The following is a 15,462-nucleotide window of genomic DNA, read 5'->3' on the forward strand; positions in this document are numbered from 1 at the left end:
GAAACCTTAGCAGGCGTGGCCGCCAGTAAAACGGATGCGTATCCTAGCACCTCCGCGCCCGCCGACGCTAAGACCAAGCGGGCCCGTCCGACAGGTCGATAACTCATGCACAAATTTGCCCATCGCACTACCGCGCTGCTGCTTGGCGTGTTCAGTTGGCCACTGCTGGCCAGCGCTGCCGAACCCCAACCGACCCACGAATTTAGCCTCGATAACGGCCTTAAAGTCATAGTGCGCGAAGACCACCGCGCCCCGGTGGTGGTCTCCCAAGTTTGGTACAAGGTTGGCTCCAGCTACGAGACGCCGGGCCAGACCGGCTTGTCCCACGCCCTTGAACACATGATGTTCAAAGGCAGTAGCAAGGTCGGCCCCGGTGAAGCCTCGCGCATCCTGCGTGACCTAGGCGCGCAAGAGAACGCCTTTACCAGCGATGACTACACCGCCTATTACCAAGTGCTGGCCCGCGATCGCCTGCCGATAGCGCTGGAGCTGGAAGCGGATCGCATGGCCACCCTGAAGTTGCCGGCCGATGAGTTCGCCAAAGAAATCGAAGTGATCAAGGAAGAGCGGCGCCTGCGCACCGACGACAAGCCCAACGCCTTGGCCTACGAGCGCTTTAAAGCCCTGGCCTACCCTGCCAGCGGCTATCACACGCCGACTATTGGTTGGATGGCTGACCTGGATCGCATGAGCATCGATGAGCTGCGCGCCTGGTACCACAACTGGTATGCACCGAATAACGCCACGTTGGTGGTGGTCGGCGATGTCAGCGCCAGCGAGGTCAAAGCGCTGGCCCAGCGCTATTTCGCCGCCATTCCCAAGCGCCCCCTGCCCAGCGCCAAAGTCCCGCTGGAGCTGGCTGAGCCCGGCGAGCGCCGCCTGACGCTGCATGTGCAGACACAACTGCCAAGCCTGATGATGGGCTTTAACGTGCCCGGCCTGGCCACGGCTAAAGAGCCGCGCCAAGTGCATGCGCTGCGTTTGATTTCCGCCCTGCTCGATGGCGGCTATAGCGCCCGTCTGGCGTCCCATCTGGAACGCGGCGAGGAGTTGGTCTCCGGCGCCTCGGCTTGGTACGACAACACGCCCCGTGGCGACAGCCTGTTTATCCTGTCCGCCAGCCCGAATATCCAAACCGGTAAAACCCTTGAGCAAGTCGAAGCCGGCCTGTGGCGCGAGCTGACAAAACTTAAGGACAGCCCGCCCACGCCGCAAGAACTAGCCCGCGTGCGTGCGCAAGTGATCGCCGGCCTGGTCTACGAGCGCGACTCGATTTCCAGCCAGGCCAATGCTATCGGCCAATTGGAGTCGGTGGGCTTGTCGTGGAAGCTGGTCGATCAGGAATTGGCCGAGCTCGAAGCGGTGACTCCGGCTGATATTCAGCAAGCCGCAAAAACCTTTTTCACCCGCGAGCGCTTAACCGTCGCCCACGTTCTGCCTGAGGAGAGCCGCCATGAGTGAGCGTACATCCCTGCGCTACGCCCTGCTCGTCTTGGCTGTGGTGCTGATTCTCGGCGCCCTAGCCCTGCTGCAACAAAACCCGGTGCTGGCGCCACAGCGCGCGGCCGCTGCGCCCGCAGCGACTCAGGGTTTGCAGTCATTAACCGAGCTGGATAAACAAGCCCCTGCCCAGCGCAGCCTGAATATCCAAACCTGGCAAACCGCTGAAGGCGCCAAGGTCATGTTCGTCGAAGCCCACGAGCTGCCGATGTTCGACCTGCAACTGACCTTCGCCGCCGGCAGCAGCCGTGATGGCGACGCCCCGGGCCTGGCGACCTTAACCAACGCCATGCTTAACGAAGGCATCCCCGGTAAAGACGTCGGCGCCATCGCTGCCGGCTTTGAAGACCTAGGCGCCGAGTTCGGTAATGGTTCGTACCGCGACATGGCCATCGCCAGCCTGCGCAGCTTAAGTGCGCGCGAACAACGCGAGCCGGCCATGGCGCTGTTCAGCCAAGTGCTGGGCCAGCCAAGCTTCCCTGAAGACTCGCTGCTGCGGATCAAAAACCAGCTGCTGGCCGGCTTTGAGTACGACAAACAAAACCCCGGCAAAATCGGCAGCCGCGCCCTGTTTGAACGGCTCTACGGCGAGCATCCCTATGCGCATCCGAGTGACGGCACGCCCGAGTCGATCAGCGCAATCACTCGCGAACAACTGCAAGCCTTCCACGCCAAGGCTTATGCCGCTGGCAACGCGGTGATCGCGCTGGTTGGCGACCTTTCCCGCGCCGATGCCGAAGCCCTGGCCGCGCAGGTCTCCAGTGCCCTGCCGCAAGGCCCAGGCCTGGCGCCAGTTGCGCAACCGCAGGCGCCGCAAGCCGGCGAGCAGCACATTGAGTTTCCTTCCAAGCAGACTCACCTGATGATTGCCGAATTGGGCATTGATCGCCGTGATCCGGACAATGCGGCGCTGTACCTGGGCAACCAGATCTTCGGCGGTGGCGGTTTCGGTACCCGCTTGATGACCGAAGTGCGCGAGAAGCGCGGACTGACCTACGGCGTGTACTCTGGCTTTAGCACCATGCAGGCCAAGGGTCCGTTTACCATCAGCCTGCAAACCCGCGCCGAACTGAGCAGCGGCACCTTGCAACTGGTGAAGGATCTGCTGGCTGACTTCATCAAAAACGGCCCGACTGAGAAGGAAATCAACGACGCCAAACGCGAGATCGCCGGCAGCTATCCGCTGAGCACGGCAAATAACTCGGCGATTGTTGGCCAACTCGGCTCCATGGCGTTCTACGGCCTGCCGCTGAATTACCTCGAAGACTTTATGGCGCAAATCCAGGCTCTGAGCGCTGCGCAAGTGAAGGCCGCCATGGCCAAGCACCTCGACCCTGACGCTCTGGTGGTGGTCAGCGTTGGCCCGACCGTGGCGCAGCAACCGCTGCCGCCGCCCACTGAGCGCCCAGTCCAAGAGCCTTCTGCCGTACCGGAGCATTAATGAGTAAAAGATCCACCGCGCCGGCCAAAGCCGGCGTCCATGGCGGCACTGGCCAGTTGCGCATCATCGCTGGGCAGTGGCGTTCACGGCGCTTTAGCTTTCCCGACGGCCCGGGCCTGCGGCCGACGCCTGATCGAGTGCGCGAGACGCTGTTTAACTGGCTCGCGCCCTATGTTGAAGGCGCCAAGGTGCTGGACTGCTTCGCCGGTAGCGGCGCGCTGTTTTTAGAAGCGCTGTCGCGCGGCGCCGAACAGGCCCTGGCGCTGGATTTAAACCCGCAGTCGGTGGCCGCCTTGCGCGGCCATCTGAGCCTGCTCAATTGCCACGCCGGTCAGGTGCAGCAAGTGGATACCCTGGCCCATCTGCAACAGCCGGCCAGCAGCGCCTTTGATCTGGTGTTCCTCGACCCGCCGTTTCATCAGGACTTGCTCGCGCCAGCTTGCACCCTGCTGGAAAGTCACGGCTGGCTGACAGAGCGGGCGTGGATCTACTGCGAAAGCGAAACCGCGCCTTCGACCCTCGGCCTGCCCGGCAACTGGCGCCTGCACCGGGAGAAACACACAGGCCAGGTGCATTACTCGCTGTGGCAGCGCGGCTAAGCCCAGCAGCCAACCCTGTAGCCTAAGCGTCATAAGTGCCTCTTAAGGTTTGCCCAACATCGGCGCAAATCTTAGGGGGCGTTATGTCGGCACTGAGCATCCATTGGCGCCTAGCGCCTGGGCTGAAGCCATGAAGATCGCCGTAGCCGGCATGGGCTACGTGGGTTTGGCTAACGCGGTGTTACTGGCCCAGCAGCACGAAGTGGTGGCACTGGACATCAACCCGGCCAAGGTCACGGCGCTCAACCAGGGCCAGGCGCCGATCAGCGACAGCCTGTTACAGGACTATCTCAGCCAGCGCTCCCTTAATCTGCGCGCCACCCTCGATGCGCAAGACGCCTATAGCGGCGCCAGCTATGTGCTGATCGCCACGCCCTCGGATTACAACCCACACAGCAACACCTTCGATACCCGCTCGATTGAGGCGGTGATCAAGGATGTGCTGCGCCTCAATCCGCAGGCGCTGATCGTCATCAAGTCCACCGTGCCGTTGGGCTATACCGAGCGGGTCAAACAACAGTTCGGCTGCAGCCAAATCCTCTTTGCCCCGGAGTTTCTCCGCGAAGGCCGCGCCCTTGAGGATGCCCTGCGGCCAACGCGGATCATTATCGGTGAGCGCTCGACACGGGCGGCAAAGTTCGCTCAAGTGCTGTTAAACGCAAGCCTGGATCGCAATTTCCCGGTGCTGCTCACCGACGCCGGCGAGGCCGAGTCGATCAAGCTGTTTGCCAATGCTTACCTGGCCATGCGCGTGGCGTTTTTCAATGAGCTGGACAGCTACGCCATCCACCACGGCCTCGATAGCGCGCAGATTATTCAGGGCGTAGGCCTCGACCCACGGATCGGTCAGCACTATCAAAACCCCTCCTTTGGCTATGGCGGCTACTGCCTGCCGAAAGACACCCAGCAGCTTCTGGCTAACTTTGCTGGAGTGCCGCAACGCTTGATCAGCGCCATAGTCGCCGCCAACCCGGTGCGGCAAAGTTTTATTGCTGCGCAGATCATCGCGCAGAAGCCGCAGGTGGTGGGGATCTACCGACTGATCATGAAAAGCGGTTCGGATAATTTCCGCGCTGCCAGCATTCAAGGGGTGATGCAGCAGTTGGTCGAGCACGGCATCCGCGTGCTGATTTATGAACCCAACTGGACGGGCGCTGAATATGCCGCTGTCCAGGTGCTGAATGATCTTGCCCAGTTTAAGGCGCAGGCGGATATCATCCTGTGCAATCGGCGCTGCGCACAGCTTTCGGATGTCAGCGCGAAGATTTACAGCCGCGACGTATTTGGCTGTGATTAACCCCTTACGCAAGTGCCCTCTGCATGTCTGATCCCTATCGCGCCCCTTGGTGGCTGGCCAACCCACACCTGCAAACCCTGTGGGGTTCACTGTGGCGCAAGCCACCGAGTCTGACCCGCCAGCGTGAGCGCCTGTGGCTGGACGACGGCGACTTTCTCGATCTGGACTGGCATGGCCCGCAGCATGCAGACAGGCCGTTGGTGCTGGTGCTGCACGGCCTGACCGGGTCATCGAGCTCGCATTACGTGCTCGGCCTGCAACACCAGCTGGGCCAACGCGGCTGGTCCAGCGTGGCCTTGAATTGGCGCGGCTGCTCCGGCGAGCCGAATCTATTGCCCCAGGGTTATCACTCCGGCGTCAGCGCCGATGTGTTGCAGGTGGTCCGTCATCTGCGCCGCACACGGCCACAGGCGGCCCTGTATGGCGTGGGCTATTCGCTGGGCGGCAACGTGCTGCTTAAGTATCTAGGCGAGCAAGGTGCCGCCAGCCAGTTGCAGGGCGCGGTGGCGGTGTCGGTGCCGTTTCGTTTGGATCACTGCGCGCAGCGCATCGGTCAGGGGTTTTCCAAGCTCTATCAAGCGCACTTTATGCGCGAGCTGGGTGCCTATGTGCAGCTCAAGCAGGATTACTTCCAGCAACAAGGTTACCCACAGCACGCCGCGACCCTGCGCGAGCTGGGCTCAACCAAGGGCATGCGCACCTTCTGGGATTTTGACGGACGCTTCACCGCACCGCTGCATGGCTACGCCGATGCCCACGACTATTATCAGCGCGCCTCAAGCCGCTTCTTCCTTAAAGACATTGCCACGCCAACCTTGATGATTCAGGCCGCTGACGATCCTTTCGTGTTCCGCCACAGCCTGCCCGAAGCCCATGAGCTGTCCGCCCAGGTGCAGCTGGAGTTGCACGCCAAGGGCGGCCATGTCGGCTTTATCGAAGGCCGTTCCGGGCAAACCGGTTATTACCTAGAGCGGCGTATTCCCGCCTGGTTGAGCCAGCTGGATCAGGCCCGGACTTAGCCTTGGCTCTTGGGCCCCAGCACCTGCTCCAGCGGCACATGCAGGCGGGCGTAGAGCGCCTCCACTGCCGCCCGCGCTGGTGCAGCGATATAACCGCCCTCCAGCGCCAGCACCTGGTAAATCCCCCGGCGCAGCATGGCCTGACTAAGGTCGCTGGCATCGCCACGCGCAGTGCATAAAAAGCGTACCCAGCTGGTCATGATGATCCAGCTGTTAAGGGTCAACGCCTCAATCTGCGCCGGGCTCATTAGCAGGATGCCGGCCTCGACAAAGCCCTGATAAATATCCTGCGCACGCTCCAGACAGCGCTGCGAAAACAGCCGGTAGCGCTGGGCCAATTGCACGTCGCTGTCGAGCAAATGCTCTAGGTCACGGTGCAAAAAGCGGTAGTGCCACATGGCAGCGAGCAGCGCCTCGAGATAGAAGGTTTTATCGTCCACCGTCAGTGGGCGCCCACTGGGGCGGCGCAGGAAGCTGTCCACCTGAGCTTCGTACTGGTCGAACAGCTCGGCGATGATCGCCTGCTTATTGCGGAAGTGGTAATACAGATTGCCCGGCGAGATCCCCAAGTGGGCGGCGATATGGTTAGTGGTCACGGCCCGCTCACCCTGAGCATTAAACAGCGCCAGGCTGTCCTGGATGATCCGATCACGGGTTTTCAACACAGCACTCATAACACCTCAAATTCACTAGCCAAGCGGCAGGCCAACCGTCCGTAGCGGCAAGCCAAGTCCCGGATAAGCAAGCTGCCCAACGGCCACGGTCAGACAATTGACACATTAGAGTATTTACTCTAAAAATCCAGACATCCTTTCACCGGGTTTCAACCGTTGAAGCACGGTTTTGCTGGAATGCCGAGGAGCAGCACAAATGGTCGCCGAAGTCGCCCAATTAGAACAAAGTCTGCACAACAGCCAAGCGCAACTCAGCCACATGCACAGCACCTTCGCTGTGCAGCGCCAGGCCTTTAATGCTAACCCAATGCCTGCCGCCGAGCAGCGCATCCGCTGGCTCAAGAGCTTGGCCGAGCTGCTGAGCAACGAGCGCGACAGCCTGATCAAGGCGATCAATCAGGACTTCAGCAACCGCAGCGCCGATGAAACCCTGCTGGCCGAGTTGCTGCCGAGCCTACACGGCATTCACTACGCGACTAAGCGCCTGAAAAAATGGATGAAGCCCTCGCGGCGCAAAGTCGGCGTGCAGTTTATGCCCGCTGCGGCCAAGGTCATCTATCAGCCGCTGGGCGTGGTGGGCGTGATCGTGCCGTGGAACTACCCGCTGTTTCTCGCCATTGGCCCGCTGACCGGGGCGCTGGCCGCCGGCAACCGGGTGATGATCAAGATGAGCGAGTCGACCCCGACCACCACCCAGGTGCTGAAAGACCTGCTGGCGACCATTTTCCCGGAAGACTTAGTCAGCGTGGTGCAAGGCGAGGCTGATGTCGGCGTGGCCTTCTCCAAGCTGCCCTTCGATCACCTGCTGTTCACCGGCGCCACCAGCATTGGCCGGCATGTCATGCGCGCCGCAGCGGATAACCTGACGCCGGTAACGCTTGAACTGGGCGGCAAGTCGCCGGCCATCGTCAGCGCCAGCGTGCCTCTGGCCGACGCCGCCGAACGCATCGCCTTCGGCAAAACCCTTAACGCCGGACAAACCTGCGTAGCCCCGGACTACGTGCTGGTGCCCAAAGACCGCGTGATGGGTTTCGTCGAAGCTTATCGCCAGGCTGTCGCCACTTTCTTCCCGAAACTCACCGACAACCCGGACTACACCGCGATCATCAACGAGCGCCAGCTGCAGCGGTTGAACAGCTATGTGGCCGACGCCCAGGACAAAGGCGCCGAAGTCATCCCGCTGTTTGCCGAGGGCCAGGGCCGGCGCATGCCCCACGCCCTGCTGCTGAATGTCAGCAATGAGATGAAGGTGATGCAGGAGGAAATCTTCGGCCCGCTGCTGCCGATCATTCCTTACGACAGCCTGGAGCAAGCCCTGAGCTTTGTCCGCGAGCGCGACCGGCCCCTGGCGCTGTACTACTTTGGCTACGACAAGGCCGAGCAGCAGCATGTGCTGACTCACAGCCACTCGGGCGGCGTGTGCATCAACGACACCCTGCTGCATGTGGCCCAGGACGATATGCCGTTCGGTGGCGTCGGCCCCTCGGGCATGGGCCATTACCACGGGCATGAGGGTTTCTTGACCTTCAGCAAGGCCAAGGGCGTGTTTATCAAACAGCGCTTTAACGCGGCCAAGGTGATCTACCCGCCCTATGGCGGCTGGCTGCTAAACATGGTCTATAAGTTTTTCGTGCGTTAAGCCCCGGCCCTGCACCGCAGAGCGCGTATGAGAGCGAATCCGCTATGACCACCTCCTTGAGCGCGACAGCCCAGCTGTCGCGGCGCCATGTGCTTAAAGTCGGCCTGTTCGGTAGTGCCTTCTTGGCCACCGTGGGCGTTACCGCCAGCCTCAGCGGCTGCTCCGACAGCCGCCTGCAAGATGGTTATGCGGCGCTGCGCGCCAGCGACCTGGGCTTTTTGCAGGCGCTGATCCCGGTGCTGCTGAGCAGTGCAGTGCAGCCTGCGCAGATGCCGCAAGCGGTGGAGCAGACCCTGAAGAATATCGATTACGGCCTCAATCACCTGTCGCCGAGCATGCTCAAGCTGACCCAGCAGCTGTTTGATCTGCTGACCATGCCGATTACCCGCGGTCCGCTGACCGGGATCTGGGGGCATTGGCACAAGGCTTCCGAGGCCCATATGCAGGCCTTTCTCAAACGCTGGGAAAACAGCTCGATCAGCTTACTGCGCAAAGCCCATGCGGCCTTGCTGCAACTGGTGTTGATGGCTTGGTACAGCGCCCCGCAATCATGGGCGCACTGTGGCTACCCTGGCCCGCCGAAATTTTAAGCCCACCCACCTTAGCGTCTGACTGCTGTAGCCACCCAGAGATTGCGCCATGCCCGTACCTGATATGTTCAAACAAGGCCTCGCCCGCGGCTGGCAGACCTATAACGGCTCACAGCTAGAGGCCGATCTGACTCTGGAAGCCGATGTCGCCATCGTTGGCAGCGGCGCCGGTGGCGGCACCACCGCGGAGATCCTCAGCGCCGCCGGGTTCAAGGTCCTGCTAATCGAAGAAGGCCCGCTGAAAACCAGCGACGACTTCAAAATGCTCGAAGCCGAGGCCTACCCCAACCTGTATCAGGAAGGCATCGGGCGCATGAGCAAGGATGGCGCCATCACCATCATGCAGGGCCGGGCCGTAGGCGGCACCACGCTGATCAACTGGACGTCGAGCTTTCGCACGCCCACTCCTACCCTGGAGCACTGGGCCACGCAGCATGGCGTCAAAGGTCATAGCAGTGCCGAGATGGCGCCCTGGTTTGACAAAATGGAGCAGCGCTTGGGCGTGGCCCCCTGGGCCATCCCGCCGAATGCCAACAACGATGCCCTGCGCGCGGGCTGCGAGAAGCTCGGTTACAACTGGCATGTGATCCCACGCAATGTGCGCGGCTGCTGGAACCTCGGTTACTGCGGGATGGGCTGCCCGGTCAACGCCAAGCAGTCGATGCTGGTCACCACTATCCCCGGCATGCTGGATAATCACGGCGCCCTGCTGTACCTGGCGCGGGCAGAAAAACTTGTGCTGCAAGGCGATCAGGTCACGGCCATTGAATGCCTGGCCATGGATGAGCGCAGCGTGGCGCCGAACGGGCGCAAGATAACGGTCAAGGCCAAGCATTACGTGCTCGCCGGTGGCGGCATCAACACCCCGGCCTTGCTTCTGCGCTCGGCCGCGCCGGACCCGCACAAGCGCACCGGCAAGCGCACCTTTTTACATCTGGTGAACTTCAGCGCCGCGCAATTTGAGCAGGTGATCAACCCCTTCTACGGCGCGCCGCAGTCGATCTACAGCGATCACTTCCAGTGGGATGACGGCACCACCGGGCGCATGTCCTACAAACTCGAAGTGCCGCCGCTGCAACCGGCCTTGGCCGCCACCCTGCTCGGCCGCTTTGGCGTGGATAACGCCCTGCGCATGGAACAACTGCCGCACACCAACGTGATGCTCGCGCTGATGCGCGATGGCTTCCACCCCGACAGCGCCGAAGGCACGGTGGAGCTGCGCGACGACGGCAGCCCAGTGCTCGACTACAGCATGACCGCCTACACCTGGGACGGCATCCGCCGCGCCTTCCACACCATGGCCGAGATCCAGTTCGCCGCCGGTGCCAAAGCGGTGCTGCCGTTACACGGCGATGCCGGTTATGTGAAAACCCTGGCCGAGGCCAAGAGCCTGATCGGCAGCCTAAGCCTGGAGCTGTACCGCACCCGCCTCGGCAGCGCCCACGTCATGGGCGGCTGCGCCATGGGCGAAGACCCGCAGCAAGCGGTATGCGACAGCCTTGGCCGGCATCATCAGCTGGCCAACCTGTCGATTCATGACGGCTCGCTGTTTCCCACCAGCATCGGCGCCAACCCACAGCTGTCGATCTACGCCCTCACCGCCAAGCTCGCCAGCCAATTGGCCGAGCGCCTAAAGACCTGAAAGCGGCGCCGCCTGTCCGCCTCGGGCAAGTCAGCTAGAGGCGGCGAAAAGTTTTAGGGGAATTCACTGAAAATTCACCTAAATTAGGTTTTTTTAATGACTTGGTCAGACGGAAACTTGGCCCCGCGCAACACCCTGCGATACCATCCGACTCCCTAACGATCCACTAGGACATCACGATGAATCGAGTGTTATACCCGGGAACCTTTGACCCCATTACCAAGGGGCACGGTGACTTGGTCGAGCGCGCCGCGCGACTGTTCGATACTGTGGTTATCGCCGTTGCGGCCAGCCCGAAGAAAAACCCTCTGTTCAGCCTCGAGCAACGCGTGGAACTGGCCCGAGAAGTCACCAAGCACCTGCCGAACGTCGAAGTTGTGGGCTTTTCCACCCTGCTCGCGCACTTCGCCAAAGAACAAGGCACCAATGTGTTCCTGCGGGGCCTGCGCGCAGTGTCGGACTTCGAATATGAATTCCAACTGGCCAATATGAACCGCCAGCTGGCGCCGGAAGTAGAGAGCCTGTTCCTCACCCCGTCAGAGAAATACTCGTTTATTTCCTCGACCCTGGTGCGTGAAATAGCGGCTCTGGGCGGCGATATTTCCAACTTCGTCCATCCCGCCGTGGCCGAGGCGCTGACCGAACGCTTCAAACGCTAGGAGCAAGCCGCGTGCATGCGCGGCTGTTCTGCGGCACAATTTGCCGCCTATTGTTTTGCTATGCGTCGACCGACGCAGTGAGGCTGCTACCGGGCGGTGGCAGCAGGAGTGGTTAAGTTCATGTCCCTGATCATCACCGACGATTGCATTAACTGCGACGTCTGCGAACCCGAGTGCCCTAACGCCGCGATTTCCCAAGGCGAGGAAATCTACGAGATCGACCCGAATCTGTGCACCGAATGCGTCGGCCACTATGACGAGCCGCAGTGCCAGCAAGTCTGCCCGGTGGACTGCATTCCCCTCGACGAAAACAACGTCGAGAACAAGGATCAACTGATGCAGAAGTACCTGATCATCACCGGCAAAGCCTGATTTAGAGCCTTATCGCCGCGCAGCCGCTGAACCGACCGCTGGCCCCGCCGGTCGTATCCAGCATGCGCCAGGCCTTGCGCTTGAGCCTACTCCCACTGTGCGATGTAGAGATTTGAGCGATGCCGAAACTATCCCGTCTAATCCTGATCAGCCTGGCCCTGCTCGCTGCTGCCACATTGCAGGCAGCCGAGCACCCGGGGGCCATTGCCAGCGCCCACCCGGCCGCCACTGTGGCCGGCGAGGAAACCCTGGCCTTAGGCGGCAATGCCTTTGACGCGGCGGTGGCGATCAGCGCCGCCCTGGCGGTGGTCGAGCCTTACAGCTCAGGATTGGGCGGCGGCGGGTTCTTTCTGCTGCGCCAGACCGGCGCGCAGCCGACCTACCGTTTTCTCGATGCCCGCGAGCGCGCGCCCTTAGCCGCCCATGCCAACCTGTATAAGGTCAACGGCAAGATCAACCCGCGCCTATCCCTCGATGGCGCCTTGGCCGCCGCCATCCCCGGCCTGCCAGCCGCACTGGTGGAATTAGCCGAACACTACGGCAAGCTGCCGCTGCGCGACTCATTGGCGCCGGCGCTGCGCTTGGCCCGCGATGGCTTCAGTGTCGACCGGGTCTATCGCGAGCGTGCCGAGTGGCGCCTGGCGGCGATGCGCGACGACGGCGAGACCTCGCGCTTGTTTCTCGATCAGGGCCAGATCCCGCCAGAACTCAGCCTGCTGCGTCAGCCGGAGTTGGCGCAAACCCTGGAGCGCTTAGGCCAGTATGGCCGCAGCGGCTTCTATGCCGGCAAAACCGCGCAATTACTGGTCGATGGCGTGCGCGCTGGCGGCGGAATCTGGACCCTCAAGGACTTGGCCGAATATCGCGTGGTTGAGCGCCAACCGCTGCGCGTAGCCCTGAATGACGGCCGCGAACTGATCAGCGCGCCGCCGCCCTCAGCGGGCGGCGTGGCCTTGGCGCAAAGCCTGTTGATGCTGCAACAACTGCCGTGGCGCGAGGCCGAGCGCGCCCAGCGCAGCCATCTGGTGGTCGAAGTGCTGCGCCGTGCCTATCGTGATCGCGGCTTACTGGGTGATCCGGACTTTATCGCTAACCCGGTCAGTCAGTTGCTCGCCGCACCCTATCTGAGCCAACTGGCCGCCAGTATCGATCCCCAGCACGCCACCCCAAGCAGCAGCCTGCCGCCAGCGGCGCCTTGGCGCGAAGGGGAGCACACCACCCACTTCAGCGTGCTCGACCGCGACGGCAACGCGGTGGCGGCAACCTTGTCGATTAACCTGCCGTTTGGCGCTGCCTTCACCGTGCCCAATACCGGGGTGCTGCTCAACAATGAGATGGATGACTTCGCCGCCGACGTGCAAGGCAGCAACGCCTACGGCTTAAGCGGCAGCCAGGCCAACGACGTAGCCGCAGGCAAGCGTCCGCTGTCGAGCATGAGCCCGAGCTTTATTGAGAGTCCTACGCAGCTGGCCAGCTTCGGCACCCCCGGAGGCAGCCGCATCCCCAGCATGGTGTTGTTGGCCATGCTGGAATACCTAGATGGCCAACCCATTGAGCGCTGGCCCAACGCCAAGCGTTACCACCATCAGTACCTGCCGGATGTGCTCGAGTACGAGCCCGACGCCTTTAGCCAAAGCCAGCTCAGCGCCTTGCAGGGCATGGGCTATAAGCTCAAGAGCACGGATCGCCCATACGGCAATCAGCAGGTGCTGCTGTGGCGTAAGGACACCGCAGAGGTGCAGGCGGCCAGTGATGGCCGTGGCGTCGGCACTGCCGTGGTGACGCCGCTGACACCGCGCTAAGGGGCGGCCTTATTTTTGCTGAAACAGGGTATAGAAAATCAACAAGCGATCAATATTCCGCTTTGTCATCGCTCGGCGCTCAAAAGGCCTCTATAAAGTATTTAGCAGAGCATGTGTATATTGATGTGTATCATTCAAAAATAATCAATGCTCAAAGACAATTGTTAGCAGGGTGTTGTGTTTGCCTTTCGGAGAGATTGTATTAGACCCCCTGGTTGTAGATATTGCAGTGTGCGTGCTATTGGGCTTGAGTTATATTCATGAAAATAGAGAAAGTTTTTTGTTTGTCTAATCAAGAGGGCGAGCCTAATGTTTTCTTCTGTTATTAACCGGTTTGCTGATAAAATAATTTCTGAACATGATAGATTGGGAGTAATTCCTGAGAAACTGGATGGCAAATGTACGTCTTTCAATCAACCCCGCCTTTTATGCAACACCAGAGCCATTGTATTTTTAAGTATTTATTTTGAACTGAAAGATGACAAACGCGCAATTGGTTATGCTGCTGACATCTATAGATCCATACGAGAGCACTATGGATTAATGGAGTCATATTTAAACCAATTATCCTCTTATGAGCTGGCCTTTCTTGCATTGGCGCAAGGTCGCCTTTATAAGGCTTTAGGGAATACTTCGGAGTTTTCTCTCCAAGAGGATATTCATACGACTGTCACGACTATAGATAAGCGCCACTCTAATCATGCTTGCTTTGCTCCCTTGGCGAGGGCTGACTGTTTAGAGCTGAATTCTGCAATGCATATTGTCGAGGCGCTCGGCTTCTTGAGATGCAATGGATTAGTTAAAGATAGCTACCTTTTAGAATCATTATCCTCTCGTATAATAGAATTGTTTTTTGATAAGAATAACTATCTGTTCGCTGAGTTGATCAGTGCTGACAGCGGGGATTTTCTTGCTTACGACTTGGGGCATAATTTTGAGTGGGTATCAATAATCATTGAATATGGTTTGTCAGACCTTTTTGATATCGATCTGACTGATCTTTTTAATTCTGCTCGAATTTTGGCTAATCCGACAGTTGGCGTCATTCAACCTCTGGTTGATGGCGAGCTCAATTATTTGCATGAAAGAAAACGTATTTGGCAAAGCTGCGAGTACCTCAGAGCTTCATTTAATATGCAGTGTGCAGATCGTGAGTACATGATTTTTTTTGCTGATTGCTTCTTCATTGGCGATAGCTTTCTAGAGTTTTACGGTGATGAGGGCGCTAGTTACAAGAGCACTACTGGGTATCACTTAATAGAGTGTTATAAAAAGCTTTCTCAATTTTAAATTTTGATGCACAAAGGTGTGATTAAGTAAATTGGCGCGGAGATTAGATTATTTATTTTCATCTTTCGATTAACTGTTTATTTGTAAGCACGGTAATCCCCCCCCAATTTTGCGTAAGCGCCCCATAAACTCCACGTTCAAAACGCTTAGTTGATCGTCAATGCTGTGCTCCTGATCTCTCTGCGGAGCCAACACTTGATGATGCGACCCGATGCCAAAGTCGAAAAGGTCTATCTCTAGCCCAAACCTGTGGACTTCAGAAAATCCATCGACGGCTTGAGCCTTGGTCGAACGGGATATCAAAGTCGCGGCTATGTCATGACTGTCGCTTACACCGACTACAACGCCTTGGCCGCACAACCGGTCGTTGAGCGAATGGGCCGCTGGGCGACGTAAGTTTGTCGAAGACACAAAAGTACCACCGAGGGCAAAACCGGGCGTACGGATATCGCGCTGAACCTGATCAACAAGCTCTACGGTATTGAGCGCGATCTGAAAGAACTCAATGATGAACAACAGCACGAAGGCCGTCAGCAAAAAAGTCTGCCACTGCTGAATCAACTTCGAACTTGGCTGGAAAAGACCCAACCCCAGATCACTACGCAGACGCCCAGGGAAAGGCTGTCGAGTACTTGGGGCAGCAACTGGAGCAAGCTGGTGCGCTACACCGAGGCGGGGTAACTTGCCCATCAACAATAATACTGCTGACGGGCTATCCGGCCCTTGGTTGTCGGTCTTAAAAACTGGCTATTTAGCGACACCCGAAAAGGCGCCACAGCCAGCGCTCAACTGTACAGCGTGGTTGAGACCGCCAAGGCCAACGGCAAAGAGCCTTATGCGTGGCGGCGCCACGCCGCAAGCTCAAACGGTTGAGGCTTACGAAGCCTTGTTGCCGTGGAACTGCTCGCCGGTCTCACCGAGCTAAGCGCACCGCCCGA

General features: G+C 59.5%; 13 protein-coding genes and 1 pseudogene. 13 read left to right on the forward strand and 1 reads right to left on the reverse strand.

Going from position 1 to position 15,462, the window contains the following annotated elements:
* Nucleotides 1-105 precede the first annotated feature (105 nt).
* The 5 genes from NTD81_RS15095 (at nucleotide 106) to NTD81_RS15115 (ending at nucleotide 5,856) form a co-directional block, all read left to right on the forward strand.
* A complete protein-coding gene (locus NTD81_RS15095; protein ID WP_262183437.1) occupies nucleotides 106-1,461 on the forward strand; it encodes a M16 family metallopeptidase in 1,356 nt (451 codons plus the stop codon).
* Nucleotides 1,454-2,941 (forward strand): M16 family metallopeptidase, encoded by a 1,488-nt coding sequence (locus tag NTD81_RS15100; RefSeq protein WP_262183438.1) that lies wholly within the window; start codon nucleotides 1,454-1,456, stop codon nucleotides 2,939-2,941. Before NTD81_RS15095 ends, NTD81_RS15100 begins: the two co-directional genes overlap by 8 nt.
* Nucleotides 2,941-3,540, forward strand: a complete 600-nt coding sequence (rsmD, locus tag NTD81_RS15105; RefSeq protein WP_262183439.1) for a 16S rRNA (guanine(966)-N(2))-methyltransferase RsmD — start codon at nucleotides 2,941-2,943, stop codon at nucleotides 3,538-3,540. The genes NTD81_RS15100 and rsmD overlap by 1 nt, the downstream gene beginning before the upstream one ends.
* 130 nt (nucleotides 3,541-3,670) lie before the next feature.
* Nucleotides 3,671-4,837 carry a nucleotide sugar dehydrogenase gene (locus NTD81_RS15110; RefSeq protein ID WP_262183440.1) on the forward strand — a complete coding sequence of 389 codons (1,167 nt, stop codon included), beginning with the start codon at nucleotides 3,671-3,673 and terminating at the stop codon, nucleotides 4,835-4,837.
* Nucleotides 4,838-4,860: 23 nt separating this feature from the next.
* Complete coding sequence (locus NTD81_RS15115) at nucleotides 4,861-5,856, forward strand: hydrolase (RefSeq protein ID WP_262183441.1); 996 nt, start codon at nucleotides 4,861-4,863, stop codon at nucleotides 5,854-5,856.
* On the opposite strand, the gene NTD81_RS15120 is transcribed toward NTD81_RS15115, so the two are convergent.
* Nucleotides 5,853-6,530, reverse strand: a complete 678-nt coding sequence (locus NTD81_RS15120) for a TetR/AcrR family transcriptional regulator (RefSeq protein ID WP_262183442.1) — start codon at nucleotides 6,528-6,530, stop codon at nucleotides 5,853-5,855. The genes NTD81_RS15115 and NTD81_RS15120 overlap by 4 nt on opposite strands.
* Nucleotides 6,531-6,726: 196 nt before the next feature.
* Here NTD81_RS15120 and NTD81_RS15125 point away from each other — a divergent pair, with 196 nt between their 5' ends.
* The 8 genes and pseudogenes from NTD81_RS15125 to NTD81_RS15160 form a co-directional block, all read left to right on the forward strand.
* Nucleotides 6,727-8,169, forward strand: coding sequence for a coniferyl aldehyde dehydrogenase (locus NTD81_RS15125; protein ID WP_262183443.1), 1,443 nt, complete (start codon nucleotides 6,727-6,729; stop codon nucleotides 8,167-8,169).
* Nucleotides 8,170-8,213: 44 nt separating this feature from the next.
* A complete protein-coding gene (locus NTD81_RS15130; protein ID WP_262183444.1) occupies nucleotides 8,214-8,759 on the forward strand; it encodes a twin-arginine translocation pathway signal protein in 546 nt (181 codons plus the stop codon).
* A gap of 49 nt (nucleotides 8,760-8,808) precedes the next feature.
* Nucleotides 8,809-10,401 (forward strand): GMC family oxidoreductase, encoded by a 1,593-nt coding sequence (locus NTD81_RS15135; RefSeq protein WP_262183445.1) that lies wholly within the window; start codon nucleotides 8,809-8,811, stop codon nucleotides 10,399-10,401.
* A 179-nt stretch (nucleotides 10,402-10,580) separates the two neighbouring features.
* Nucleotides 10,581-11,060, forward strand: a complete 480-nt coding sequence (gene coaD, locus NTD81_RS15140) for a pantetheine-phosphate adenylyltransferase (RefSeq protein WP_262183446.1) — start codon at nucleotides 10,581-10,583, stop codon at nucleotides 11,058-11,060.
* A 120-nt stretch (nucleotides 11,061-11,180) separates the two neighbouring features.
* A complete protein-coding gene (locus NTD81_RS15145; protein ID WP_262183448.1) occupies nucleotides 11,181-11,432 on the forward strand; it encodes a YfhL family 4Fe-4S dicluster ferredoxin in 252 nt (83 codons plus the stop codon).
* A gap of 119 nt (nucleotides 11,433-11,551) precedes the next feature.
* Complete coding sequence (gene ggt / locus NTD81_RS15150; protein ID WP_262183449.1) at nucleotides 11,552-13,234, forward strand: gamma-glutamyltransferase; 1,683 nt, start codon at nucleotides 11,552-11,554, stop codon at nucleotides 13,232-13,234.
* A gap of 309 nt (nucleotides 13,235-13,543) precedes the next feature.
* Nucleotides 13,544-14,524: an AGE family epimerase/isomerase gene (locus tag NTD81_RS15155; RefSeq protein ID WP_262183450.1), complete on the forward strand. Its 981-nt coding sequence runs from the start codon at nucleotides 13,544-13,546 to the stop codon at nucleotides 14,522-14,524.
* A 306-nt stretch (nucleotides 14,525-14,830) separates the two neighbouring features.
* Nucleotides 14,831-15,449: pseudogene (locus NTD81_RS15160) on the forward strand (transposase); the annotation flags it as partial.
* Between the last annotated feature and the right edge of the window lie 13 nt (nucleotides 15,450-15,462).

Source organism: Pseudomonas sp. 5P_3.1_Bac2 (assembly GCF_025465995.1).
Classification (GTDB): Bacteria; Pseudomonadota; Gammaproteobacteria; order Pseudomonadales; family Pseudomonadaceae; genus Aquipseudomonas.

Excerpts from the sequence above, each read along its gene's own strand:
- NTD81_RS15135 (WP_262183445.1), top strand. The coding sequence starts at position 8,809 with ATGCCCGTACCTGATATGTTCAAACAAGGCCTCGCCCGCGGCTGGCAG.
- NTD81_RS15130 (WP_262183444.1), top strand. The coding sequence starts at position 8,214 with ATGACCACCTCCTTGAGCGCGACAGCCCAGCTGTCGCGGCGCCATGTG.
- NTD81_RS15095 (WP_262183437.1), top strand. The coding sequence starts at position 106 with ATGCACAAATTTGCCCATCGCACTACCGCGCTGCTGCTTGGCGTGTTC.
- ggt (WP_262183449.1), top strand. The coding sequence starts at position 11,552 with ATGCCGAAACTATCCCGTCTAATCCTGATCAGCCTGGCCCTGCTCGCT.
- rsmD (WP_262183439.1), top strand. The coding sequence starts at position 2,941 with ATGAGTAAAAGATCCACCGCGCCGGCCAAAGCCGGCGTCCATGGCGGC.
- NTD81_RS15155 (WP_262183450.1), top strand. The coding sequence starts at position 13,544 with ATGTTTTCTTCTGTTATTAACCGGTTTGCTGATAAAATAATTTCTGAA.
- NTD81_RS15145 (WP_262183448.1), top strand. The coding sequence starts at position 11,181 with ATGTCCCTGATCATCACCGACGATTGCATTAACTGCGACGTCTGCGAA.
- NTD81_RS15100 (WP_262183438.1), top strand. The coding sequence starts at position 1,454 with ATGAGTGAGCGTACATCCCTGCGCTACGCCCTGCTCGTCTTGGCTGTG.
- NTD81_RS15110 (WP_262183440.1), top strand. The coding sequence starts at position 3,671 with ATGAAGATCGCCGTAGCCGGCATGGGCTACGTGGGTTTGGCTAACGCG.
- NTD81_RS15115 (WP_262183441.1), top strand. The coding sequence starts at position 4,861 with ATGTCTGATCCCTATCGCGCCCCTTGGTGGCTGGCCAACCCACACCTG.
- coaD (WP_262183446.1), top strand. The coding sequence starts at position 10,581 with ATGAATCGAGTGTTATACCCGGGAACCTTTGACCCCATTACCAAGGGG.
- NTD81_RS15120 (WP_262183442.1), bottom strand. The coding sequence starts at position 6,530 with ATGAGTGCTGTGTTGAAAACCCGTGATCGGATCATCCAGGACAGCCTG.
- NTD81_RS15125 (WP_262183443.1), top strand. The coding sequence starts at position 6,727 with ATGGTCGCCGAAGTCGCCCAATTAGAACAAAGTCTGCACAACAGCCAA.